Below are 22,439 nucleotides of genomic sequence, written 5' to 3' on the forward strand. Positions count from 1 at the left end.
CGGGCCGGGCGGGCCCGGGCGGGCCCGGGCGGGCCGGGCGGGCCCGGGCGGGCCCGGGCGGGCCGGGCGGGCCGGGCGGGCCTGGGCCGAAGCGGGCCGAGCCGGGAAGTGCCGGGCCGATAAGGGCCGGCCCGGGAAGGGCGGAGCCGGACCGGGAATGGCGGTGGAAGCCGCAGGAGCGGGAGCCACCGGGACAACTCATCACTGATGAGCGATATACCGCTCAGTCATAATTATGACTGAGCGGTATATCGCTCTCGGGCACACTGCCGCCGAGACGCGACACGCCTCGAGGGAACACGCCCGAGACGCGACGTCTCAAGGGCCACGCCCGAGGTGGACGCGCCCAGAGGAACAAGCCCGAGGGGGACCCGCCCAGAGGAACAAACCCGAGGGGGACCCGCCCAGAGGAACAAACCCGAGGGGGACCCGCCCAGAGGAACAAACCCGAGGGGGACGCGTCCCAAGGGAACCGCCGAAGAGAAAGCCCCCAAGGCAACCTGGCCGACGGCAACGTGGCCGAGCGGTGCCCCACTGCACGGCCCTGCCCGCGCAGTGTCAGACCTCGACCGCCGGACCTGCTCGCGCGAAACCGGCGTCGTCAGCCGCGGCAGCGGCAGCGGGTCAGCCGAGCAGCGCCGCGGTGCGGACGACGGCCAGGCCGATCAGCGCCACCAGCAGGATCGCGCCGCCCGCCGCCTGGAAGACGGTCCGCCGCATCCGCGGGGCGTACGCCAGGACCAGGGCCATCATCGCGCCGACCACCAGCCCACCGAGGTGCCCGGCCACGGAGATGCCCGGCACGGTGAACGTGAAGATCAGGTTGATCACCAGGATCGGCACGATCGCCGAGATGTCCCGGCCGAGCCGACGCATGATCACGAAGATGGCGGCGAACAGGCCGAAGATGGCCGTCGACGCGCCGACCGCGGGCTGGTTCGGGGCGCTGAAGAGATAGACCGCGACGTTGCCGCCGAGCCCGGCGATCAGGTAGAGCGCCAGGAAGCGCAGCGGCCCGAGCACCGCCTCCAGCGTCCGGCCGAGCACCCAGAGCGCCCACATGTTGAGCAGCAGGTGCACCAGGCCGTAGTGCAGGAACATCGCGGTGACCAGCCGGTACCACTGGCCCTCGGCCACCCCGCCGACCGTGCCGTCGGGGAACATCGCCTGGCCGAGCACCGCACCCCAGTTGGTCAGCGGCGTCGAGCCGCCCATCAGGCCGCCGAAGCCGGAGCCGCCGGCGGCCGCGTCGCCTCCCCTGTCGGAGGCGATGGAGAGCAGCATGACCAGCACGTTCAGCGCGATCAGGACCTTGGTCACATAGCCCTGGCGGCCGGCGGCACCGCCACCGAAGGCGGTACGCGCCGGCCGCACGCTGCGGCGTCCCTCGGCGACGCACTCCGGGCACTGGTGGCCGACGGAGGCGTCCCGCATGCACTCGGGGCAGATCGGCCGGTCACAGCGGGTGCACCGGATGTACGTCTCCCGATCGGGGTGCCGGTAGCAGACCGGAGTGGTCGGCACCGGCCCCTCGGTGGCGTCACCTGCCTGCCCGGAGCGCTCAGTCATGCGAGCAAAGGTACCCGCGTGACGCTCAGGACGGCTGCCGCTCGATCTCGACCCGCTCGATCACCACGTCCTGCAGCGGCCGGTCGCTCGGCCCGGTCGGGGTGTTGGCGATCGAGTCGACCACCTTCGCGGACTGCTCGTCGGCCACCTGGCCGAAGATGGTGTGCCGGTTGTTCAGGTGCGGGGTCGGCCCCACGGTGATGAAGAACTGCGAGCCGTTGGTGCCCGGCCCGGCGTTCGCCATCGCCAGCAGGTACGGCCGGTCGAAGCGCAGCTCCGGGTGGAACTCGTCGGCGAACTTGTAGCCCGGGCCGCCGCGCCCGGTGCCGGTCGGGTCGCCCATCTGGACCATGAAGCCGCTGATCACGCGGTGCGAGATGGTGCCGTCGTAGTAGGGCCCGCTGCCCGGCTGGCCGGTCCGCGGGTCGGTGTACTCCCGGGTGCCCTCGGCCAGCTCCACGAAGTTGCGGACGGTCTTCGGCGCGTGGTTCGGGAAGAGCTCCAGCCGGATCGGGCCGGCGTTGGTGTGCAAGGTGGCGTAGACAGCCTCGGCCACGGGTACTCCTCACTCGTTGGTCAGTTCCTTGCGGATCCTCCCATGTGCCCGATCTGGCCATGCGGAGGCATCCGAAGGTGGAGGATGACGAAGGAACAACTCCCAGGAGGTGGGACCGTGTTTGGAATCGGGCGGCGAAAGACCCAGGGCCAGCTCGCGAAGGCCGAGCTGAACCAGGGCATCGGTCACCTGCGGCAGGCCGCCACGCACGCGGCGAAGGGCGCCGGGGCCACTGTCGGTCCGCGGGTCCAGGCAGCCCGGGTCGCCGTCGCACCCACCGCCGTCCTGGTCCGGGATCGGGCGTCCAGCGGCGTCGCGTCGAGCGTCGCCGCTCTCGCCCCGGTGGTCCTCGCCGTGCGCAACGCGCGGACCGAGGCCGCCGGCAAGGCGTCGACCGGTCGCCGGGCCGTGGCGGCGAAGCAGTCCGCGATGACGAAGAAGGCGAAGAACATGAAGGTGGGCAAGAAGAAGCAGCGCAGGTCGCGTGGCATGACCACCGGCCTGCTGATCGCCGGCACCGTGGCCGGCCTGGCCGGGGCGATGGCCATGCGCCGCCGCCGCGAGCAGCAGGAGTGGGCCGAGTACGACCCGACCGGCACGCTCGGCCCGACCGGCCAGGACAAGCTGGAGCCGATGCGGGAGGACGTGGACACGATCGTGGTGGACACCCCCGACGCGAGCGCGAAGGTGACCCAGGCCGGCCCGACCGGCGCCGGCAGCTCCGCCGTCGCCAACGGCAGCAGCTCGTCGACCACCGCCCCCGCCGGTGACCCGGTGATCCACCCGAACAGCAAGGTCCCCTCGGTCGCCGAGGGCGCCCGGGACGTCAGCGGCCGTCCGGCCGACGACATCACCAAGGCCACGCAGAACGGCAAGAGCGCCGCGAAGGCCAGCGGTCGCCGCTGACCCCCGGTTCTCGGAGCAGCGCCGGCGCGCGGGTACGTCCCGCGTGGCCGGCGCTTCCCGTTGCGGGCGGCGTGCCTACAGCCAGCCGTTGCGGCGGAACAGGCGGTAGAGCGTGAAGGACGCCGCCAGCATCAGCGCCCACACGCCCGGATAGCCGTACGTCCACCTCAGCTCGGGCATGTTGTCGAAGTTCATGCCGTAGATGCCGGCGATCGCCGTCCACACCGCACCGATCGCGGCCCAGGCGGCGATCTTGCGCATGTCGTTGTTCTGGTCGACGGTGACCTGGGCCAGCCGGGCCTGGAGGATCGAGTTGAGCAGGTCGTCGTAGGAGTTCACCTGCTCGACCGTGCGGCTGAGGTGGTCCTGCACGTCCCGGAAGTAGCGGCGCACCTCCTGCGGCACCGCGCGGTTGACCTGGGAGGTGAGCGTCATCAGCGGGCGCTGCAACGGCACCACCGCGCGCTTGAACTCGACCAGCTCCCGCTTCATCTGGTAGATCCGCTGGATCCGGCCGCTGCTCTGGCGGTCGAAGACGTCCGCCTCCAGCACGTCGAGGTCGTCCTCCAGCCGGTCGGCGACCTCCAGGTAGAGGTCGACCACCCGGTCGGTGATCGCGTACGCGACCGCCCACGGCCCCTGCCGGAGCAGGTCCCGCTTCGCCTCCAGGTCGGCCCGGACCGGCGACAGCCGGCAGGCGTCCCCGTGCCGGACGCTGATCACGAAGTTCGGCCCGATGAAGAGCATCACCTGGCCGGTCTCCACCACCTCGGAGTTCTCGGTCAGCTCGGTGTGCTCGCAGTAGCGGGCGGTGCGCAGCACCAGGAAGACGATCTCCCCGAAGTGCTCCAGCTTCGGGCGCTGCTCGGCCTTGACCGCGTCCTCCACCGCCAGTTCGTGCAGGCCGAACGTGGCGGCGATCTCGGTCATCTCGGCCAGGTCCGGCTCGTGCAGGCCGAGCCAGACGAAGCCGTCCCGCTCCCGGCGGGCGGCGGCCAGGGCCTCGGCGTACTGCGGGCGGCCGGGCTGACGCTCGCCGTCGACGTAGAGCCCGCAGTCGACGATGCCGCTGCGGCCGGGGCCGGCCGGCTGGGGCGTACGCGGGGAGCCGTCGGCGTTGAGGATGCGGGACATCGCGCGTACCGGGGCGGCCCAGGCGCGTGGCCGGAGTGCCCGGCCGCCGTTCTCCCCGGCGGTGCGGTCGCGTGCCACCCGGTCCGTCATCTCTCGCCCCCTCTCCGCGAAGCTGCGGCTTGCAGGTTACGCCGATCGGGAGCGGGCGCGGCACGGGCGGACGCGGGCCCGGACGGGCGGCTGCGACGGGCGTCACGCGGTGTGGCGCCGGGCGGGCCGGGCCGCGTCAGGGGGGTGAGGGGCGACACGGCCCACCCGGCACCCCTTGGGGGCGGGAGTGATGCCTGGGCGCGCCCCCGGCCCGGCCCGGGGCGAAGAACTGCCGCCCGGGACGTGCGGGCCGGTCACCGGGAAAAGGTGAGCGGCGCTCGCAGCATTGTGGGCCGCCGGCCGGCCCAGCGGGAGAGCCGAGCCGGCCAGCAGGGCCGTTCTGTCAAAAACCCGACAGAAAACTAGCCGCGAACCGCCGCCATCGCCTCGGCGAGCCGCCGGACACCCTCGTCGATCCGGTCCGCCGTCACGGCGGAGTAGGCCAACCGCAGCGCGTGCCGGCCGCCGTCGACCATGAAGTCGCTGCCCTTCACCACCGCGACGCCGCGCTCGGCGGCGGCCGGCGCCAGCCGGTCGACCTCGACGTCCTCCGGCAGCTCGACCCAGAGGAAGTAGCCACCGTCCGGCTCGACGAACCGGGCCTCCGGGATGTGCCGGCGCAGCGACTCGGCCAGCACCGCGGCCCGCTCGCCGAGCGCCGTGCGGACCGTCCGGATGGACTGCTCGATCGACCCGGAGACGCAGAACTGGTGCACGATCGCCTGGGCCACCATGCCCGGCGAGATATAGAGGTTGGTGGCCCGCTTGGCGATCGCCGCGATCAGCTCCGCCGGGCCGACCAGATAGCCGACCCGCACGCCCGGGCAGACCGTCTTGGTGAAGCTCGAGGCGTGCACCACCACGCCGCGGCTGTCCATCGACAGCATCGACGGCAGCGGCTCGCCCCGGAAGCGGATGTCCGCGTACGGGTCGTCCTCGAAGATGGTGAACTCGTACTCGGCGGCGAGATCGAGCAGCTCACGGCGCTTCTCCAGGGAGAGCGTCACGCCGGCCGGGTTCTGGTAGTTCGGGATCACGTGGGCCAGCTTCGGCCGGACCCCGGACTCCAGCAGCTTGCGCAGCTCGGCGGTGTCGAGGCCGTCCGGCTGGATGGTCACGCCGTGCACCTCGCCGCCCATCTGCTGGAGGTTGAGCAGCGTGCGGTCGTACGTGGGGCGCTCGACGACCACCGCGTCGCCGCGCCGGACCAGGTGGTCGAAGAGGAACGCGTCGGCCTGCAGCGAGCCGTTCGTGACCAGCACCTGATCCGCCTCGACACCGTGCTTCTCGGCGATCCAGCGGCGGAGGGGCGGGTAACCGACGGAGGTGCCGTACGCCGTGACCCCGGCGGGGTCGGCGTCGAAGGCGCGGACGGCGGCGGCCTTGAGCCCCTCGACATCGACGATGTCCAGCGAAGGAGCCCCACGGGCGAAGGAGATCAGCTGCTCGGCGGTCATGCGCAGAGCCTAGGGCCTGCATCCGGCGGTCCGACCGGCATACACGCGAAGTTCAACATGCGGGCAGAACTCGGTGGGCCGGGCGTACCGTTTCGGCCCCCGTACTTGTTGTCCACTCGCCCCACCGGCCAAGATGGTGCGGTCCGGGCGGCGGGCACCCGCCGGCCGCCCGTCGACATCAGACAAGGTGGTGGATGGCAAGGTGTCCGACGACATCGACCGGCTCGACGATCAGGCCTTCGCGCGCTGGCTGGCCGGACGCGCCGGCGAGGCGCTGACCGCGCTGCGCGCCGGCCAGGGCTTCGCCGACCCGCGGGCGCTCAAGGACGCCGGCGACCAGGCCTCGCACGAGCTGATGCTGGCCGCGCTGGCCCGCTACCGGCCGACCGACGCGGTGCTCTCCGAGGAGCAGGCGGACTCCCGACAGGACTTCTCCACCGGCGACCGGGCGGCCCGCCTCGACGCCGACCGGGTGTGGATCATCGACCCGCTGGACGGCACCCGGGAGTTCTCGGAGGAGGGGCGCACCGACTGGGCCGTCCACGTGGCCCTCTGGGAGCGCTCGGCCGGCCCGGACGGCGGTCTGACCGCCGGCGCCGTCGGCATGCCGGCGCGGACCGGCGCGGACGGCACCCCGCTGATCCTGGGCACGGGCGAGCCGACACCCGCCGCGGTCGACGGTCCGCTGCGGATCGCGGTCAGCCGCAGCCGGCCGCCCGCGTTCGTCCCCCAGCTCATCGAGGACCTCGGCGCGCAGGCGGTGCCGATGGGCTCCGCCGGTGTCAAGGTCTGCGCGGTGGTGACCGGCCAGGCCGACGCGTACGTGCACGCCGGCGGGCAGTACGAGTGGGACTCCGCCGCCCCGGTGGCGGTCGCGCTCGGGGCGGGGATGCACGCGTCCCGGATCGACGGGTCACCGCTGCGCTACAACGCCGCCAACCCCCGCCTGCCCGACCTGCTCGTCTGCCGGCCCGAGCAGGCCGAGCAGCTGCTGAAGGCCATCGACCGGTTGCTGTGACGGCACCGCACCGACCTGCCGCCTCGCTCGTTGCACTATGCGGTGACGCCGGTGCTGAGCCGGGAGACAGCTGACACGCCGATCCGGAGGAGGATCATGGGACCCGGCCCGTCAATCGCCCCCGTTCGCGATGCCCACCCGGCCCCGACCCCACCCCCGGGCCGGCGGCCACGCCGCCTCTACCGGCGCGGCTGGCTCGTCGCCGTCACCGCGACCGTCGTCCTGCTCAGCACGACGGTCGCCGTCGCGGTCACGCAGGAGCGGGAGCCCGCACGGCAGCCGGCCCCGGAGGCGAACGGGCCGGGAAGCGTCGCGGCCACGCCCGGCGGGGCCGCGTCCCTGTCCGCCCGTCCGACCGGTGGGGTCGCCGGGCTCGGCGCCAACCCGAGCCTCTCGCCCGGCCAGTCCCCGTCGGCCAGGCCCGGCTTCCAGCCGTTCCCGGCGCCGCGGGCCACCCTGCCCGGGGCGAGCATCCACCTGGTCGGCGGCGAGAGCTTCAGCGCCGGCGTGGCCCGTTCCGACCGCACCTACGGCCCGTTGCGGATGGTCCGGGTGTTCTACCCGGGACTGCCGCCCGCCTGGTCGGGCAGCCGCGCCGACGTGGTCAACCGGACCGTGGTGGTGTCCTTCAAGGCGCCGCCGGCGGAGGTCGCCGCCGGTAAGCACGACGCCCGGCTGACGCAGTGGTTCGCCTCGATCCCGCGCGACCACGACGTCTACTGGTCGTACTTCCACGAGCCGGAGAACGACGTGGAGAGCGGCAACTACACCACCGCCCAGTTCCGGGCCGCCTGGCGCCGGGTGGCCGGCCTCGCCGACCGGGCCCAGAACCCGCGGCTGCGGGCGACGCTGATCCTCATGTGCTGGACGCTGAACCCGAACTCCCGGCGCAGCTTCACCGACTACTACCCCGGCGGCGACGTCGTCGACGTGCTCGGCTGGGACTGCTACAACAGCGGCGGCAAGTACAACCGCTACACCGAGCCGGCCAAGGTCTTCGGACCGATGATCAGCAAGTCGAAGGAGCTCGGCAAGCCCTGGGGCCTCGCCGAGACCGGCAGCGTGCGGATCGCCGGGGACAGCGGCACCGGCCGCGCCGCCTGGATCCGATCGATGAGCAGCTACCTGAACGGGCAGCGCCCGCTCTGGGTGGCGTACTACGACTACCAGGTGTCCGGCGGAGACTTCCGGCTCACCGACCAACCCAGCAGGGACGCCTGGCGCGCCTGGTGCTCGGCGTCCGCCTGACCGCTCCGGCTCAGATGCCCCGACCGCGCTTGTGCAGCGTACGCAGGACGCGGTCGGGGTCCACGGCCTTGCTGGCCACGGCGAGCGCCAGGTAGGCGCGGGCCTCCTTCGGGTTGCCGGCCAGCGTGCGGCGGGCCCAGCGGACGGCCTCCCGACGGTTGCCCATCGCGGCCTGGGCGAAGGCGATCTGCCCGGCGACCCGGGCCTCCCCCGCCGGCACCGTGGCGAACTCGGGGTAGCGCTCCAGCAGCCACTGCAACGCGGTGGAGATGGTCTCCCAGCGCTGGGCGAAGTATGACCGCTTGTGCCAGCGCACCGTCACGTACGGCTCGGTCAGGTTGACCAGCGGCGCGTGCCGGGCGGCCCGGAGCAGGAACTCGTAGTCCTCCGCGTAGCTGCCCGGGATCTCCTCGTCGACCAGCCCGATCGCGTCGACCAGCGCGTCCCGTCGGATCAGGAACGTGGACGGGTGCAGTTCGGTGTGCCGGTCGCGCAGCAGCGACGCCAGCGGCACCCGGTCCATCGACAACGAGCGGTCGACCTGGCGGCCGTCGTAGTCGACCCGGATGCCGCAGCTGACGAACGCGCCGTCCGTCGTCGCCTCCAGCGCGGCGACCTGGGCGGCCAGCTTGCCGGGCAGCCACTCGTCGTCGTCGTCGCAGAACGCGACCAGCTCACCCTCGGCGGCGAGGATGCCGGTGTTGCGGGCACCCGCGAGGCCGGGGGTACGGCTGTTGGTGATCACCCGGATCCGCGGGTCGTCGGCGAGGGTGTGGTCGGGCTCGGACTGGTCGTAGACGACCACCACGTCGATCCCGCCCGGGTAGTCCTGACCCAGGATCGCGTCGAGGGCGGCGCGCAGCAGCACCGGCCGGTCCCGGGTCGGGACCACGGCGGTCACCTGCGGTGGATTGCTCCCGGTCACGACGCCTCCGTGCTGTTGGTTCGGCCACCGCCGAGGTATCCGTAGCGCAGGCGCAGCGGCAGCGTCGCGGCGCTGACCACGGCCCGGCTGCGCGTCGGCAGGTTCTCCCGCCAGGCGTTGTCCTGGCGCACCTTCAGCGGACCCGCGCTGAACCGCAGCGGGTTGCCGGCGATGCTGTGCGCCCGGACCAGCGGCACCGGCGGCTCGTCGAGGACCCGCAGCGCGTCCGGGGTGTCGGTGAGGCCGGCGAACCGGCGCACCCGGGTGACGGTGCCGCGCGGGTCGGCGGTGAAGTCCTCGTAGCGCAGCCGGACCACCGGCGCCCGCTGGGCGAGCAGGTGGAACGCCGCGTTCTGCGCGGTCCAGAGGCTGCTCACCGTGAACGGGGAGAAGGTCGGCATGTAGGCCTCGCCGTCCACCACCTCGGGGCGGCGGACCTGCTTGGCCCAGGAGTAGGCGACCGCCCGGCTGTCCCGGACCAGGTGGACGACCCGCAGGTCGAGATCGGGCGCCCAGCGCAGGGCGAACGCCGTCGAGGCGTGCTTGCTGGAGTCCACCACCACCTCGGCGCCGGTCACCTCGGTCGCCGCCCGGTAGATGCGGGTGTAGAGGTCGGCGTAGCGGCGCACGGCGGCCAACTGCTCGGCCGGCAGGTCGCCCCGGGCCAGCTGGGGGATGTGCCGGGTCCGGTCGACCTCGGCCTTGAGCGCCAGCACCTCGTCCCGGTCGACCGCCGCCCAACCGCCGAACGCGTGGTCGCCGACCTGCTGCCAGAAGCCGCAGACCGTGAAGCGCTCGCCGCAGCCGCAGCGTTCGTCGCCACCGAGGGCCCGCTCCCAGAGGTGCACCACCTCACCCACGGCGCAGACGTCGGGGTGCTGGGCGAGGATCAGCTCCAGCAGGGTGGAGCCGCTGCGTCCGAGGCCGCCGACGAAAAGCACGCGGACCGGCGCGGTCACCGCCACCACCGGCGTCGTCCCGACGCACGCTGGCGTACCAGGTCCTCGACGATCTGGCCGACCCGCGCCGCCGCGGCGGCGCGGGGGTCGGGGCGGTCCGGGTCGGCGTCCAGCCGGAAGGTCGCCGGGTCGACGAGCGCCTTGTCGAGCGCCTCGACCAGGTCGGCCTCGGTCTCGACCAGCCGCACCATGCCGGCGGAGCCGAGCCGGCGGGAGAAGAGCTGCTGGTGGTTGTCGACGTGCTCGTGGTGGGCGGGGTCGCGCGGGACCACGATCGGCAGGTGGCCGTTGCGTCGGGCCTCGGTGATGGTGGCCGGCCCGCCGTGGCAGACCACGACGTTCGCCTCGGCGATCGCCCGCTGCAACTCGTCGTGGGCCAGGAACGGCACCGCGTCCGGCAGGTTCGGCGGGGTGCTGCTGCCGTACTGGAGGACCAGCCGGACCTGCCGCGGACCGTCGGCCCGGGCGGTCCACCAGCGTTCCAGCCAGCCGACCAGCCGGTCGAACCTGTGCACGTCGGTGCCGACCATGGCCAGCACGGTGTCCGGCTCCGGTTCGGTCTGCCGCTGCCGGGGGATGAACGAGGTCACAGGAGATTCCCCACCACGGTGCCGTCGGGATAGAAGCGGCGCTGCTCCTCCCACTGCACCAGCATCGCCGAGAGGAACGGACGGCAGAGCCGGGCGGTGAGCGTGGGGCTGTCGATCCGGTCGTACACCTCGATGTAGACGGTGGGGATCCCGCGCAGCCGCGCCACCACGACGAACGGCAACGCGACACCGGCGCCGGTGGTGACCACCGCGTCGACGTTGCGGCGCTTGAGCGTCCGGACCGCGAGCAGCATGTTCCGGGCCAGGTTCTTCACGTTGCGGGTGGTGGGGTGGTGCGCCCACACGACCTGCTCCCCGTCGAGCAGCGAGCGCGCGTCCGGGGTGTCGAAGGTCACCCAGGAACGAGCGCGGTTGCGATACCAGGGTGCGAGCGCCAGCAGCTGGGCAAGGTGCCCGCCACTGGAACCCACGAGCATGACTTCACCGGGCTCCACGTCTCCAACCGCCTCCCCCACCGCACACCCGTGCCACTTCCGTGGGACGGTCAGCTGAGCGCCGGAACAATCTAACGGCACCGCACGCGGAACAGAAGTGGGAGTCACGATTCACGTCCTGCCGGCCGGATTCCTTCACGCATTCCGCCAGTCCCCGGCTCCTCCGATCGCGCCTACACTGCCGCTTGACATCCACCGGGGACGAGGAGAAGCGATCGATGACGGCCCAGCAGCCTGCGGCAGCGGACGGTTCCGGGGCGGGCGCTCCGTCCGGCACCGACCGGGTGACGGTGCTCTACGTCTGCGGGATGCCGCGCAGCGGTTCCACCCTGCTCGACCTGATGCTCGGCCAGTTCGTCGACCACTGCGACGTCGGCGAGCTGTTCTACCTGTGGCAGTCCGGGGTCGAACGGAACTTCCGCTGCGCCTGCGGGGAGCACTTCGACGAGTGCCCGTTCTGGGGTGAGGTCGGCCGGCGCGCGTACGGCGGCTGGGCGAACATCGACGTGCAGGAGGTACGCGCCCTGCAACGCCGGGTCGACGCCACCGGCAAGGTGCCGATGATCAAGGGGGCCCGGGTCGTGCCGGGCTTCCGGCAGGACCTGGAGCGCTACACGACGCTGATCACGAAGCTCTACCGGGCGATCGCCGAGGTGTCCGGCGCCAAGGTGGTGGTCGACTCGACCAAGCGCCCCTCGCTGGCGTACATCCTGGCCCGCGCGCCGGAGATCGACCTGCGGCTGGTGCACATCCTCCGCGACCCGCGCGGGGTGGCCTACTCCTGGAGCCAGCTCGTCGAGCTGCCCGAGGGCACCTCCACCAAGGGCCGGATGAACCAGCGCTCGGCCCGGCTGACCGCGCGGCGCTGGGTCACCGTCAACGCGATGATCTCGTCGCTCGCCCGGTCCGGCGTCCCGCGGGTGGTCGTCCGGTACGAGGACCTGGTCCGCGACCCGCGGACGGAGCTGGGCCGGATCGCCGCCCTGACGGCCGACGTGACCGGCCAGGTCGACCCGCTGTCGTTCCTGCACGGCACCGAGTTCGAGCAGGCCGGGTCGCACGCGGTGGCCGGCGGACGGATCCGGATGCGCACCGGGCCGATCGCGCTCAGCCTCGACGAGAAGTGGCGTCGTGAGTACGCGCCCGGCCGCCGCCGGATGGTCGGTGCGATGACCTGGCCGCTGCGTCGGCGGTACGACTACCGCTGAGCGGCCGGTCCGGCGGGCCGGTCACCGGCCCGCCGGAACCGGTCAGGCCCTCGGGGTCGCCGCCGCGGCCAGGTGGGCGTCGAGGACGTCGAGCAGCTCCGGGTTGCGCTCGTAGTCGAACTTGCGGGCGAAGTGGGCGCCGCTGGCCAACGCCCGGGGCAGGTCGTCGGCGGTGAGCGACTTCGGGTGGTTGAACGTGCTGTTCCGGAAGTCGAAGTAGCGCTTGCAGTCGGGCACCAGGTTGAACCGGTCCGCGCTGCACACGATGGTCTGGAAGACCGCCTCCACCGGGGAGAGGCAGTGCCGGAAGTAGTCGACCACGTCCGGCCGCCGGTCGAAGTATTCCCGCAGGTAGGCCACCACCGGCCAGGTCAACGACGAGAACGCCGACCCGCCGTGCAGCCGCAGGTCGGGCCCGAACGGGGTGCGGGCCCGCCGACCCACCACCAGCCCGTACGACACGTGCACCCGCATCAGCGGCTGGATCCGGTTGACCGCCTGCACCGGCCGGAGCAGCTTCTTGGCCCGCGGGCTGAGCCCGCGCAGCCGACGGTGCTGGAAGTGGTAGCGGGAGCGGACCCGACGTTGCGGCCAGTGGCTCTCCGGACCGAACGCGTCCCAGTACTCCATGAACCCGTCGGCGCCGGAGCCGATCAGCTCGGCCTCCGCCTGGTCGAGCGGACGGATCGGGTAGTCCTGACCGGTGATGTTCACCAACCAGTCGACCTGCACACCCTCACCGTTCAGCCAGTCCACGGCCGCCATGTAGCGATCGACGTGACTGAAGTCGCCGTAACCACCCTCGTGGTACTGAACCGTCACGTCGCGTAGTGTGCGCAGCTCGGAGAGGTCGAGCGGAGCCCCGTTCACGTCATGGCTGATGTGCACGATACTGTCCGGACTGTACCGCTTCACCGCGTGGACCAGCCTGGTCAGCTGGTCGGGCGAACGGTGACTCTGGATGTGATAGCAGAAGCGCACCAGTGCATTATCGTCCCGGCACCCTCCGGGCAGAAGTGGCGGACCCTCGGCGACTTCCACTCTCCGCTCCGATCAGGGAGACTCAGAATTCACCGTGGCGCGGACGTCCCACGGCTGACTGGCCGGTCCGGTCGAAAGGGAGCGACACACTCCGATGCCCTCACCTCACCGCCCCGATGTGCAGCACGACGCGGACGGGCCCACGCTGATGTCCTACCTCGAGTGGCTCCGCCGCCGATGGTGGATCCTCGCGCTCGCGGCCCTGCTCGGCATCGGATCGGGTCTGCTCGTCACCAAGCTGCAGACGCCCACCTACACCTCCACCACGTCGGTGCTGGTGCGCCAGGTCGGCCCCGACGCGGTGCCGGGCACCAAGGTCAACCTCGACACCGAGGCGCAGGTGGTCCGCTCCCTGGTGGTGGCCGAGCGGGCCCGCGCCCTGCTGAAGACCAGCACCAGCAACGAGGACCTGGTGCGGTCGCTGTCGGTCACCGTGCCGCCGAACAGCCAGGTGCTCCAGATCTCGTACGAGGGCACCACGCCGCAGGCGGCGCAGAACGGCTCGCACTCGTTCGCGCAGGCGTACCTCGACCTGCGGCTCGCCACGGCGGCCAAGGCGGTGGAGAACGAGATCACCTCGATCACCCAGCAGATCGCCGAGGTCAACAAGCAGCTGACCGCGACCGCCGGCAAGATCGCCGCGGCGCCGGCCAACTCCGCCGCCCGGGCCCAGGCCGAGGCCAGCAAGCAGGTCTACACCAACCAGCTGACCCGACTCAACGAGCGGCTCAGCCCGCTGCAGGACAACGCGCCCGACGCCGGCCAGATCATCTCCGACGCGGCCCTGCCCCGGAAGCCCAGTTCGCCGAACCGCACGCTCAACCTGGCCAGCGGGATGGGCGCCGGGCTGCTCTTCGGCATCGTGCTCGCCCTGGTCCTGGACCGGCTCGACACCCGCGTCCGGCGCGGCCGCGACGTGACCGCCCGCACCGGCCTGGCGACGCTGCTGGAGCTGCCGCCGCGCGCTCCGGCGCTCAGCATCCTGCCGCCCACCCACCGGGTCTCGCGTGAGCTGGGCCGGCTGCGCAACGTGCTGCTCTCGATCATGTCGGAGCCCCGGCCGGGGCGCGGCCGCCAACTGCTGCTCACCGACACCTCGCCCGGCCCGGTGGCCGGTTTCGTCGCCGGCAACCTGGCCGCCGCGTACGCCCGCACCGGCGCCCAGGTCGCGATCGTCACCACCCGGCCCGACTCGCCGCTGACCGCCATGTTCGGCGGGGCGAAGCCCCGGCACACCCTCGCCGACGTGCTGCGGCACGACGTCGGCGCGCTCGCCGCGCTCACCCCCGCACCCGGGCTCAACACGCTGCGCGCCCTGCTGCCCGGCGAGCTCGACACCGACGTGGAACTGCCGGTCGCCACCATGCTGGGGATCCTCGACGAGCTCGCCGACCGCTTCGACCACGTGCTGATCGAGACCGCCCGACCCACCCAGGCCGTCGAGGCGCAGGCCCTGGCCCGGCACGTCGACGGAGTGATCCTCGTGATCGAGAGCGGGCGGACCCGGACCAGCGAGATCACCGCCGCCCTCCAGCAGTTCGAGCAGGTGGACGCGCCGGTGCTGGGCAGCGTGATGGCGCCCCGCCTGCCGGAGCAGGCCGGCAGCCCGGCCGCCGGCGGTACCCCCGCCGCCGAGAACCAGCGGGACGAGCGCCGGCCGTCACCCCGCCCGCGCCCGGAGCCCGTCTTCCGCCCGGGTGGTGGCCAGCCGACGAGTGACAGCACGATGATCCTGCCCCGGCCGGTCGGCTCGTCGACCGGTGGTTCCGCCCCGCGCAAGCCGGCCCCGGGCCCCCGCAAGCCGACCCCGACCCCGACCCCGAACCCGGCCCCGAGCGCCGTGCCCGCCGCCAAGCCCGGCCCGCCCGCGCCGGTCCAGGCCGGCGGCGCGGTCCGGCAGCCGCCGTCCACCGTCTACCGGTCGAAGCGTGACATCGACGGCGTCGACGGCCAGGGCCGGCTCTCGATGGCCTTCGACCCGGTGGAGGACCAGGAGTGAGGCTCCGACGGTCTGTCGTGGCGTCGGCCGTCGGGGTGCTGATCGTCGCGCTGGGCGCCGCGTGCAGCGACCCGCCGCCCCCGGGTGCGACCGACCTGGTCGACCCGGGCACCCCGGCGCCGAAGCCCAGCCCGACGCCCAGCCTGCCGGCGGGGCCGCTCTCCGGGCAGCCGCTGACCCAGCCGGGAGTGGAGGCGCGGCAGGCGCTGGCGGTGCCGATCCGGGTGAGCGAGTCCGGCACCGCGACCGGCCTCGACGCGGCGGACCTGGTCTACCAGGAGTTCGCCGAGTCGGGCCGCCTGCACCTGAGCGCGGTCTACCAGTCCCGCGACGCCGCGAAGATCGGCCCGGTGGCCGAGATCCGCCCGGTCGACATCCGCAGCGTCGGCGTGCTCCGCCCCTGGCTCGGCTACGACGGTGGTCCCACCGGTTTCGTCAGCCAGCTCAAGGCCGCCGACCTGAGCGGCGTGACGCCGGCGCAGCGCAGCTCCGCGTTCCCGGGCGGAAACACCTCCACGACGGCACTGCGGGCCACCGCGCCGAAGGGCGGCGCCGCACCGGCGCCGCTGTTCGACTACGCCACCACGGGCACGGCGCTGGCCACCCGGGACGTCGCGCCCGCCAGCAAACTCACCGTCTCGGCGTCCGGTCACCGCACCCAGACCTGGACGTACGACCAGGCGAAGCAGCAGTGGTCGGGACGGGTCGGCAAGACCACCGTGACCGCCGCCTCGGTGGTCGTGCTCACGATGGAATACCGGACGCTGAACGTCCGCAAGCCCAGCCCGCGCTCCCTGCCGAGCGCCAACGTCTACGGCAAGGGCGCGGCCCTGGTCGTGTCCGGGCCGTCGAGCGCCAAGGCGCAGTGGAGCAAGCCCGGGCAGAAGCTCGTCTGCAACGTCACCGACCTGGCCGGATTCCAGGTCCGCCCGCAGCCGGGCACCACCTGGATCGTCTACGCGCCGACGACGGCCCGGGTAGCGGTCACATGAAGACGCTCGTCCCGCTCCAGCCCTCGCGGCCGGAGCCGGTGCCGAGTGATCCGGTGCCGACGGGGGCGCCGGCCGGCGTACGCGCCGCCGGACGTCGAGGTCTGCCCACCGCGTGGCCGCTGATCGCGCTCTTCGTGCTCTACCCGGTGTGGTGGGCGCTCGGCCTGCCGTCGTTCATCTTCGCCATCCTCGCCGTGCCGATGGCGTTCCAACTGCGCCGGCGCGACCGCATCCGGGTGCCCCCCGGCTTCGGGTTCTGGCTGATCCTGCTCGCCTGGGTGGTGCTCTCCGGGCTGATGCTGGACGTCACCGCGCCGAACACGCTGACCCCGGACGGTTTCGGCCGGTACATCGGCTGGGGCATCCGGGTGATGAACTACACGGCGCTGACCATCACGATGCTCTACGTGCTCAACCTGAGCGAGAAGGAGCTGCCGCGGATCCGGATGCTGCGGCTCTTCGGGTTCCTGGCCGTGGTCACCGTGATCGGCGGCTACGTCGGCGCGCTGCTGCCCGACCTGAAGTTCACCGCCCCGCTCAACTACATCCTGCCCGACGTCATCGCCAAGGAGCCGTTCGTCAACCGGCTCATGCACGTCGAGGTGGCCCAGGTGCAGGAGGTGCTGGAGGGCGAGGCCAGTTCCCCGCGTCCGGCCGCCCCGTTCGAGTACACGAACACCTGGGGCGAGAACATGGGCATCCTGCTCATCTGGTTCCTCGTCGGCTGGGTGGTGTACGGCCGAGGGCTGCGCCGGCTCGGCGGATACCTCCTGGTGGCCGCCGCGATCTTCCCGATCGTGTTCTCCCTCAACCGCGGTCTCTGGATCGGGCTGGTGATCGCCGCCGTCTACGTCGCCCTGCGGCTGGCGCTGCGCGGCCGGATCGCGGTCCTCGCCGGCATGGCGCTGGCTACCGCGCTGGCCGGGGTGCTGGTGCTGGCCTCACCGCTGGGCGGGCTGCTCGACGAGCGGATGCAGAACGGGCACAGTGACGAGATCCGGGCCACCCTGTCCAACGGGGCGGTCGAGGCGGCCAACCACTCGCCGGTGCTGGGTTACGGCGCCAACCGGGCGCTGATCGGCAGCAACCGGTCGATCGCGATCGGCAAGTCGGCCGACTGCCAGCAGTGCGGCAACCGGGAGCTGGGCAGCAACGGGCAGGTCTGGAACCTGCTCGTGGGCCAGGGCTGGGTCGGCGCGTTCTGCTACAGCGCGTTCTTCCTCTGGTGCCTGTGGCGGTTCCGACGCGACCATACCGCCATCGGCATCGCCGGCAGCGCGGTGCTGATCCTGATGCTGTTCTTCCAGTTCCTCTACGGCGCCCTGAACACCACGCTGGCGTACGGCCTGATCAGCGTGGCGGTGCTGGCCCGCAACGACCAGTACCTGCGGACGCTGCGCCGGGAGGCGCTCGCCGCGGTGGCGTCCGCCGTGCCGACCAACCGACGGGAACGGACCCGCTGATGACCGCAACCCCACGAGTCGATGACGCGCGCGCGGCGTACCTGCCCGAGCTGGCGGCCGTGGTCTGGCCGGAACCGGCCGGCCCGACGCTGCGCCGCGGCGGCGCCGGCTACGCCGTGGTGCCCTCGGCCGCGCGACCCCGGCTGCTGGTGCCCGCCGGCTCGCGGCGGGCCGCGGCCAGCGCGGTCCGGCACTCGACGGAGGCGGTGGGTACGAGGGCCCGGCTGCGCCGGTCGCTGCTGGCCACCGCCTTCCGCACCGGTCTCGGCCGGCTCGCCTTCCGGGACCGTCTCCAGGTCGGGGCGACCGGCGGAACGCTGGAGGAGCACCTGACCGAGGTGCTCGGCCGCCCGGCGTTGCTGAGCGTGCACATCGGTCCGGCCCGCGCCAACCGCAAGCCGGTGATCCAGCTGCTCGACGACCACGGCCGACCGTTGGGGTACGCCAAACTGGGCGTGGACCCGCTCACCCGTGGCCTGGTCGACGCCGAGGCCGAGGTCCTGCGCCGGCTGGCCACCGTCGACCTGCCCGGGATCGTGGTGGCCGACGTGTTGCACCACGGCGCCTGGGGCCCGCACGCCCTGCTCGTGCAGAGCGCACTTCCCGTGGGGCTGCCCCGGGCGACGCCGGCGGCGGCCGCCGAGCGGGAACGCGAGGCGATGGTGGCGGTCAGCCGCTGCCTGGGCGTCGACCGCCGACCCCTCGCGGGCAGCGGCTACGCCGACCGTCTCGCCGCCGAGGTCGAGGCGCTGGGTGACCGGCCGGAGACCGCGCGGCTGCGCGCGGTGCTGGCCACCGTCGTCGACCTCGACCCGACGCTCGACCTCGGCGCCTGGCACGGCGACTGGAACGGCGGCAACAGCGCGGCGCTGGCCGACGGGCGGATGCTCGTCTGGGACTGGGAGCGGTTCGCGGCGGGCGTGCCGGTCGGCTACGACGCGCTGCACCGACGGCTCCAGACGGCGATCACCAAGGCCGGGGTGGAGCCGACGACGGCGGCCCGCGAGCTGCTGGGCGGGGCGGCGGGCACGCTCGCCCCGTTCGCGCCGCCGGCCCGCACCGAGGACCTGGTGGCGGTGCTCTACCTGGTCGAGCTGGCCGCGCGCTACCTGCGCGACCGGCAGGCCGAGGCCGGCGCCCGGCTGGGACACGTGGCCGCCTGGCTGTTGCCGGCGGTGGAGGATCACCTGGCGACCCGGCCGGGTGCGGGAGGAGTGCTGAGATGACGCTGGCCAAGGCCAAGGCCCGACGGGCCGTGCGGTCGGTGACGCGGACGGTCGGTCGGTGGACGGCGAACTCGCGGATGACCCCCGACTTCCTGATCGTGGGCGCCCAGCGGTGCGGCACGACGTCGCTGTTCAAGACGCTCTCCCAGCACCCGGGCGTGCTGCCGGCGGTCTACCACAAGGGCGTCCACTACTTCGACACCGGCTACGACCGGGGCATGGACTGGTACCTCGGGCACTTCCCGACGAACCGCCGGGCCGAGGCGGTACGCGCGCAGCTCGGTGTGCGCGGGGTGACCGGCGAGTCGAGCCCGTACTACATGTTCCACCCGCTGGCCGGCGAGCGGATCGCCGCCGACCTGCCCGAGGTCCGGCTGCTGGTGCTGCTGCGCGACCCGGTGGAGCGGGCGTACTCGGCGCACGCGCACGAGTCGGCCCGGGGCTTCGAGTCGGAGACGTTCGAGCGGGCGCTCGAACTGGAGCAGAGCCGGATCGCCGGCGAGCGGGAGCGCCTGCTCGCCGACCCGACCGCGCACAGCCACCACTACCAGCACAACGCCTACCTGACCCGGGGGCAGTACGTCGAGCAGCTGGAGCGACTGGAGTCGATCTTCGGGCGGGACCGGCTGCACGTGATCGACGCCGACGACTTCTTCGCCGACCCGCGGCCGGCCTTCGACGGGGTCTGCGACTTCCTCGGCCTGCCGCACTGGGCGGACATCTCGTTCGGCAAGCACAACTCGCGGTCCCGCTCGGCGATGGACCCGGAGCTGCGTGCCCGGCTGGAGGCGCACTTCACGCCGTACGACGAACGGCTCGCCGCCTGGTGGGGACGCGTACCGTCGTGGCGACGGTAACTCCCACCCGACCGGCGGCGGGCGCCGAGCTGGGCGGGGCCGCCCGGCACGGGGTGCTGAACCTGCTCGGCGTGGCGGTGGCGGCGGTCGCCGGCTTCGGGCTGAACATCGTGGTCACCCGTGGCTGGTCGATGGCGGACGCGGGTCTGTTCTTCGCCGCCACCAGCGCGTTCATGATCGCGTACGCGGCCGCCCGCCTCGGCACGGGCATCGGCTCGGTCTACTTCATCAGCCGCTACCGGACGCTGGGGCAGCCGGAGCGGATCCGGGCCTCGGTGCTGGCCGGACTGCTTCCGCTGCTGGTCATGGGCGTTCTGCTCACGACGGTCGGCTGGCTGTTCACCCCGCGGATCGTCGAGCTGACCTTCGCCGAGCCGGTCCCGGGCGCGGTGCCCGCGCTGCGTGCGCTGCTGCTCTTCGTACCGGTGGCCGCGCTCTGCGACTTCACGCTGTCCGCCTGCCGGGGCTTCGGCAAGATGCGTCCGCTGCTGCTCATCGAGCGGCTCGGCCGCACCCTGCTCCAGTTCCTCGCCGTGCTGGTGGTCGCCGTGCTCGGCCTCTCCGCCACCACGGCGCTGCCGCTGGCGTGGGCTCTGCCGTACGTGCCGGCCGCGCTCGCCGCCGTGTTCTGGCTGGCCCGCATGGTCCGGCGGGCGGAACGCTCGGCCGGCCCGGACGCGCCGCCGCCGGTGAGCTGGCGGCAGGAGTTCGTCCCGTACTGGCGGTACAGCGGGCCGCGCGCGTTGAGCGGGCTCGCCCAGATGGTGGTGCAACGGCTCGACATCGTCCTGCTGGGCGCGCTGCGCGGGCTGTCCGAGGCGGCGCTCTACACGGCGGCCACCCGGTTCCTGACCCTCGGTCAGCTCTCCGGTCAGGCCCTGTCGACCGCCGTCCAGCACCGGCTGGCGGAGCATCTGGCCCGGGACGACCGGGCCGCGGCCGGACGGCTGTACCAGGCCGCGACCGCGTGGCTGGTGCTGCTGGCCTGGCCCGCCTACCTGCTGTTCGCCTCGTTCGCCGAGCCCATGCTGTCCCTGTTCGGCTCCGGTTACGACGCCGGGCGGACGGTCACCGTCTACCTGGCCCTGACGATGCTGGTCGCCACCGGCTGCGGCATGGTCGACACCGTGCTGAACATGGCCGGGAAGACGGCCTGGACGTTCTACAACGCGCTCTCCGGCACGGTGGTCAACGTGGTCGCCAACGTGCTGCTCATCCCGCGCTACGGCGTCATGGGTGCGGCGATCGCCTGGTCCGCGTCCATCCTGATCACCAATCTGGTGCCGCTGGTCCAGCTGCACCGCGCGTTCCGGCTGCATCCGTTCGGTCGGGGCACGCTCACCGCCGCCGGGCTGGCGCTGGCCTGCTTCGGTGCGCCGTCGTTGGCGCTGCACGCGGTCACCGATCCGGGTATGGCGTCCCTGCTGGTGGTCGCCGCACTGGGCGGCGCCGGCTACGCCGTGGCGGTCTGGCGGCTCCGTGGCGTGCTCCAGCTCGACGCCCTGCGGGCGCTGCGGCGCAACCGGGGGCGATGACCGGCGACTCCACACGACATCGACCACCGGCCCGGCCGGTGGCACCAACACGGGGAGGCACGGCAATCATGAAGTGGGTCCGCAGTTCGGCGGCGCTCCTGATCGGAGCGACACTCGCCCTGACCGCCTGTCAGCGGGAGGCGCCCGCGCCCCTCACCCCGGCCCCGTCGACCGGCGGTCAGACCGCGCCGGTGAAGCCCCGGCCGGTGGGCGGCCTGGAGACCACCGGACGGGGCCCGGAGATGCCGGCGCAGGGTGCCTGGCTCGGCGCGTGGGTGAAGCCGACCTGGCAGACGCCCGACGGTCGGGTCAGCGCCCTCACCGCCTTCGGCGAGCAGACCGGCGGCAAGGTGACGTTGGCGCACATGTTCCACGAGTGGGAGGACGACTTCCCCGGCCCGACCGAGAACGCGTTCCAGGCCGCCCAGATGCTGCAGATGATCTCCTGGTCCGGCGCGGACACCCGGTCGATCAGCGACGGCGTGTACGACCAGCTGATCCGGCAGCGGGCCAAGAAGATCAAGGACTTCGGGGTCCCGGTGCTGCTGCGGTGGCGGTGGGAGATGGACCGGCCCAACCTGCGCCAGAGCGTCCGGTCGCCCGAGGACTACGTGGCCGCGTGGAAGCACATCCGGGCCATCTTCACCGAGGAGGGGGCCACGAACGCCGGCTGGGTGTGGTGCCCGCACGTGCTCGGCTTCGTGGACTCAAGCCGCGACGCCGCCGCCTACTACCCGGGTGACGACCAGGTCGACTGGCTGTGCACGGACGTCTACCCGGGCAAGAACTACGACGGCTTCGCCGAGCAGATGGACACCTTCATGGCCTTCGCCCGGCAGCGGCCGCGACCGGTGCTGATCGGCGAGTTCGGCGTCACCCACGACGGCGGGCCGGGCCAGCGGGCGGCGTGGCTGCGGGAGGCGCGCACCTACATCAAGCAGCACCCGCAGATCAAGGCGGTGGTCTACTTCTCGGCCAAGCAGACCAAGGGCACCACGTACGACAGCACCTTCGACGACGACCCGGAGGGTCTGGCCGCGTACCGCGAGTTGGCCGGCGACCCGTACTTCTCGGCGCCCGCGCCGACGGCCACGCCGGGGGGCCCGGTGAACTGACCTCCACCGTTCGTGTGGCCGGTTCACCTCTCCCGGTATCCGTCAGGTCGTGTGGACGGGTATAAAGGTCATCCGGGGTGGACGCCATAGCTGAAA

At 72.7% G+C, this 22,439-nt stretch carries 20 protein-coding genes; 11 read left to right on the forward strand and 9 right to left on the reverse strand.

Annotated features, from left to right (window positions below; all coding sequences use genetic code 11):
• Nucleotides 1–624: 624 nt before the first annotated feature.
• On the reverse strand, nt 625–1,569 hold the full coding sequence (locus tag COO58_RS24915) for a rhomboid family intramembrane serine protease (protein WP_098747490.1): 945 nt from the start codon (nt 1,567–1,569) through the stop codon (nt 625–627).
• A gap of 25 nt (nt 1,570–1,594) precedes the next feature.
• On the reverse strand, nt 1,595–2,125 hold the full coding sequence (locus COO58_RS24920; RefSeq protein WP_091568142.1) for a peptidylprolyl isomerase: 531 nt from the start codon (nt 2,123–2,125) through the stop codon (nt 1,595–1,597).
• A gap of 84 nt (nt 2,126–2,209) precedes the next feature.
• On the opposite strand from COO58_RS24920, the gene COO58_RS24925 reads away from it, so the two are divergent.
• Nucleotides 2,210–3,031, forward strand: coding sequence for a hypothetical protein (locus COO58_RS24925; protein ID WP_091568138.1), 822 nt, complete (start codon nt 2,210–2,212; stop codon nt 3,029–3,031).
• Between the two features lie 75 nt (nt 3,032–3,106).
• On the opposite strand, the gene corA is transcribed toward COO58_RS24925, so the two are convergent.
• Together corA and COO58_RS24935 are read right to left on the reverse strand one after the other, a co-directional pair.
• Nucleotides 3,107–4,255, reverse strand: a complete 1,149-nt coding sequence (gene corA / locus COO58_RS24930) for a magnesium/cobalt transporter CorA (protein WP_091568134.1) — start codon at nt 4,253–4,255, stop codon at nt 3,107–3,109.
• A gap of 362 nt (nt 4,256–4,617) precedes the next feature.
• Nucleotides 4,618–5,712, reverse strand: a complete 1,095-nt coding sequence (locus COO58_RS24935) for a PLP-dependent aminotransferase family protein (RefSeq protein ID WP_091568130.1) — start codon at nt 5,710–5,712, stop codon at nt 4,618–4,620.
• 202 nt (nt 5,713–5,914) lie between these two features.
• Here COO58_RS24935 and COO58_RS24940 point away from each other — a divergent pair, with 202 nt between their 5' ends.
• Complete coding sequence (locus COO58_RS24940) at nt 5,915–6,730, forward strand: 3'(2'),5'-bisphosphate nucleotidase CysQ (RefSeq protein ID WP_245666112.1); 816 nt, start codon at nt 5,915–5,917, stop codon at nt 6,728–6,730.
• A gap of 96 nt (nt 6,731–6,826) precedes the next feature.
• Nucleotides 6,827–7,978 carry a hypothetical protein gene (locus COO58_RS24945; protein ID WP_091568122.1) on the forward strand — a complete coding sequence of 384 codons (1,152 nt, stop codon included), beginning with the start codon at nt 6,827–6,829 and terminating at the stop codon, nt 7,976–7,978.
• Nucleotides 7,979–7,988: 10 nt separating this feature from the next.
• Here the strand turns inward: COO58_RS24945 and COO58_RS24950 are convergent, their stop codons facing one another.
• From COO58_RS24950 to COO58_RS24965, 4 genes are read right to left on the reverse strand one after another with little or no spacing between them, the layout of a single operon-like run.
• Nucleotides 7,989–8,903, reverse strand: coding sequence for a glycosyltransferase family 2 protein (locus COO58_RS24950; protein ID WP_098747491.1), 915 nt, complete (start codon nt 8,901–8,903; stop codon nt 7,989–7,991).
• Nucleotides 8,900–9,871 carry a sulfotransferase gene (locus COO58_RS24955; RefSeq protein ID WP_098747493.1) on the reverse strand — a complete coding sequence of 324 codons (972 nt, stop codon included), beginning with the start codon at nt 9,869–9,871 and terminating at the stop codon, nt 8,900–8,902. Before COO58_RS24955 ends, COO58_RS24950 begins: the two co-directional genes overlap by 4 nt.
• Nucleotides 9,859–10,392 carry a glycosyltransferase gene (locus COO58_RS24960; RefSeq protein WP_098747576.1) on the reverse strand — a complete coding sequence of 178 codons (534 nt, stop codon included), beginning with the start codon at nt 10,390–10,392 and terminating at the stop codon, nt 9,859–9,861. Before COO58_RS24960 ends, COO58_RS24955 begins: the two co-directional genes overlap by 13 nt.
• A gap of 56 nt (nt 10,393–10,448) precedes the next feature.
• On the reverse strand, nt 10,449–10,889 hold the full coding sequence (locus tag COO58_RS24965; protein ID WP_098747494.1) for a UDP-N-acetylglucosamine--LPS N-acetylglucosamine transferase: 441 nt from the start codon (nt 10,887–10,889) through the stop codon (nt 10,449–10,451).
• Nucleotides 10,890–11,125: 236 nt separating this feature from the next.
• Here COO58_RS24965 and COO58_RS24970 point away from each other — a divergent pair, with 236 nt between their 5' ends.
• Entirely contained in the window at nt 11,126–12,115 is a 990-nt protein-coding gene (locus tag COO58_RS24970) for a sulfotransferase (RefSeq protein ID WP_091568104.1), read from the forward strand.
• 42 nt (nt 12,116–12,157) lie between these two features.
• Here the strand turns inward: COO58_RS24970 and COO58_RS24975 are convergent, their stop codons facing one another.
• Nucleotides 12,158–12,937 (reverse strand): N-acetylglucosaminyltransferase, encoded by a 780-nt coding sequence (locus COO58_RS24975; RefSeq protein WP_141561954.1) that lies wholly within the window; start codon nt 12,935–12,937, stop codon nt 12,158–12,160.
• 337 nt (nt 12,938–13,274) lie between these two features.
• Between COO58_RS24975 and COO58_RS31150 the strand changes: the two genes are divergently transcribed.
• From COO58_RS31150 to COO58_RS25010, 7 genes are all read left to right on the forward strand, one after another.
• Nucleotides 13,275–15,155, forward strand: coding sequence for a Wzz/FepE/Etk N-terminal domain-containing protein (locus COO58_RS31150; protein ID WP_304363133.1), 1,881 nt, complete (start codon nt 13,275–13,277; stop codon nt 15,153–15,155).
• Nucleotides 15,156–15,172: 17 nt separating this feature from the next.
• Nucleotides 15,173–16,147 (forward strand): DUF3048 domain-containing protein, encoded by a 975-nt coding sequence (locus tag COO58_RS24985; protein ID WP_255292770.1) that lies wholly within the window; start codon nt 15,173–15,175, stop codon nt 16,145–16,147.
• Entirely contained in the window at nt 16,144–17,610 is a 1,467-nt protein-coding gene (locus COO58_RS24990) for an O-antigen ligase family protein (protein ID WP_098747500.1), read from the forward strand. The genes COO58_RS24985 and COO58_RS24990 overlap by 4 nt, the downstream gene beginning before the upstream one ends.
• A complete protein-coding gene (locus tag COO58_RS24995; protein WP_091568086.1) occupies nt 17,610–18,836 on the forward strand; it encodes a hypothetical protein in 1,227 nt (408 codons plus the stop codon). Before COO58_RS24990 ends, COO58_RS24995 begins: the two co-directional genes overlap by 1 nt.
• Nucleotides 18,833–19,693, forward strand: coding sequence for a sulfotransferase domain-containing protein (locus COO58_RS25000; protein WP_091568082.1), 861 nt, complete (start codon nt 18,833–18,835; stop codon nt 19,691–19,693). The genes COO58_RS24995 and COO58_RS25000 overlap by 4 nt, the downstream gene beginning before the upstream one ends.
• Nucleotides 19,681–21,228, forward strand: coding sequence for a lipopolysaccharide biosynthesis protein (locus COO58_RS25005; RefSeq protein ID WP_255292771.1), 1,548 nt, complete (start codon nt 19,681–19,683; stop codon nt 21,226–21,228). The genes COO58_RS25000 and COO58_RS25005 overlap by 13 nt, the downstream gene beginning before the upstream one ends.
• Before the next feature lie 68 nt (nt 21,229–21,296).
• Nucleotides 21,297–22,343: a glycoside hydrolase family 26 protein gene (locus tag COO58_RS25010; RefSeq protein WP_091568076.1), complete on the forward strand. Its 1,047-nt coding sequence runs from the start codon at nt 21,297–21,299 to the stop codon at nt 22,341–22,343.
• The last annotated feature ends 96 nt before the right edge of the window (nt 22,344–22,439 follow it).

The sequence above is a fragment of the Micromonospora sp. WMMA1996 genome (genome assembly GCF_002573675.1).
Classification (GTDB): Bacteria; Actinomycetota; Actinomycetes; order Mycobacteriales; family Micromonosporaceae; genus Micromonospora; species Micromonospora sediminicola.

Bases quoted from the DNA above. Each gene is read 5' to 3' on its own strand.
- COO58_RS24915 (WP_098747490.1), bottom strand. From the start codon at position 1,569: ATGACTGAGCGCTCCGGGCAGGCAGGTGACGCCACCGAGGGGCCGGTG.
- COO58_RS24925 (WP_091568138.1), top strand. From the start codon at position 2,210: ATGACGAAGGAACAACTCCCAGGAGGTGGGACCGTGTTTGGAATCGGG.
- corA (WP_091568134.1), bottom strand. From the start codon at position 4,255: ATGACGGACCGGGTGGCACGCGACCGCACCGCCGGGGAGAACGGCGGC.
- COO58_RS24935 (WP_091568130.1), bottom strand. From the start codon at position 5,712: ATGACCGCCGAGCAGCTGATCTCCTTCGCCCGTGGGGCTCCTTCGCTG.
- COO58_RS24945 (WP_091568122.1), top strand. From the start codon at position 6,827: ATGGGACCCGGCCCGTCAATCGCCCCCGTTCGCGATGCCCACCCGGCC.
- COO58_RS24960 (WP_098747576.1), bottom strand. From the start codon at position 10,392: ATGGTCGGCACCGACGTGCACAGGTTCGACCGGCTGGTCGGCTGGCTG.
- COO58_RS24965 (WP_098747494.1), bottom strand. From the start codon at position 10,889: ATGCTCGTGGGTTCCAGTGGCGGGCACCTTGCCCAGCTGCTGGCGCTC.
- COO58_RS24970 (WP_091568104.1), top strand. From the start codon at position 11,126: ATGACGGCCCAGCAGCCTGCGGCAGCGGACGGTTCCGGGGCGGGCGCT.
- COO58_RS24990 (WP_098747500.1), top strand. From the start codon at position 16,144: ATGAAGACGCTCGTCCCGCTCCAGCCCTCGCGGCCGGAGCCGGTGCCG.
- COO58_RS24995 (WP_091568086.1), top strand. From the start codon at position 17,610: ATGACCGCAACCCCACGAGTCGATGACGCGCGCGCGGCGTACCTGCCC.
- COO58_RS25000 (WP_091568082.1), top strand. From the start codon at position 18,833: ATGACGCTGGCCAAGGCCAAGGCCCGACGGGCCGTGCGGTCGGTGACG.
- COO58_RS25010 (WP_091568076.1), top strand. From the start codon at position 21,297: ATGAAGTGGGTCCGCAGTTCGGCGGCGCTCCTGATCGGAGCGACACTC.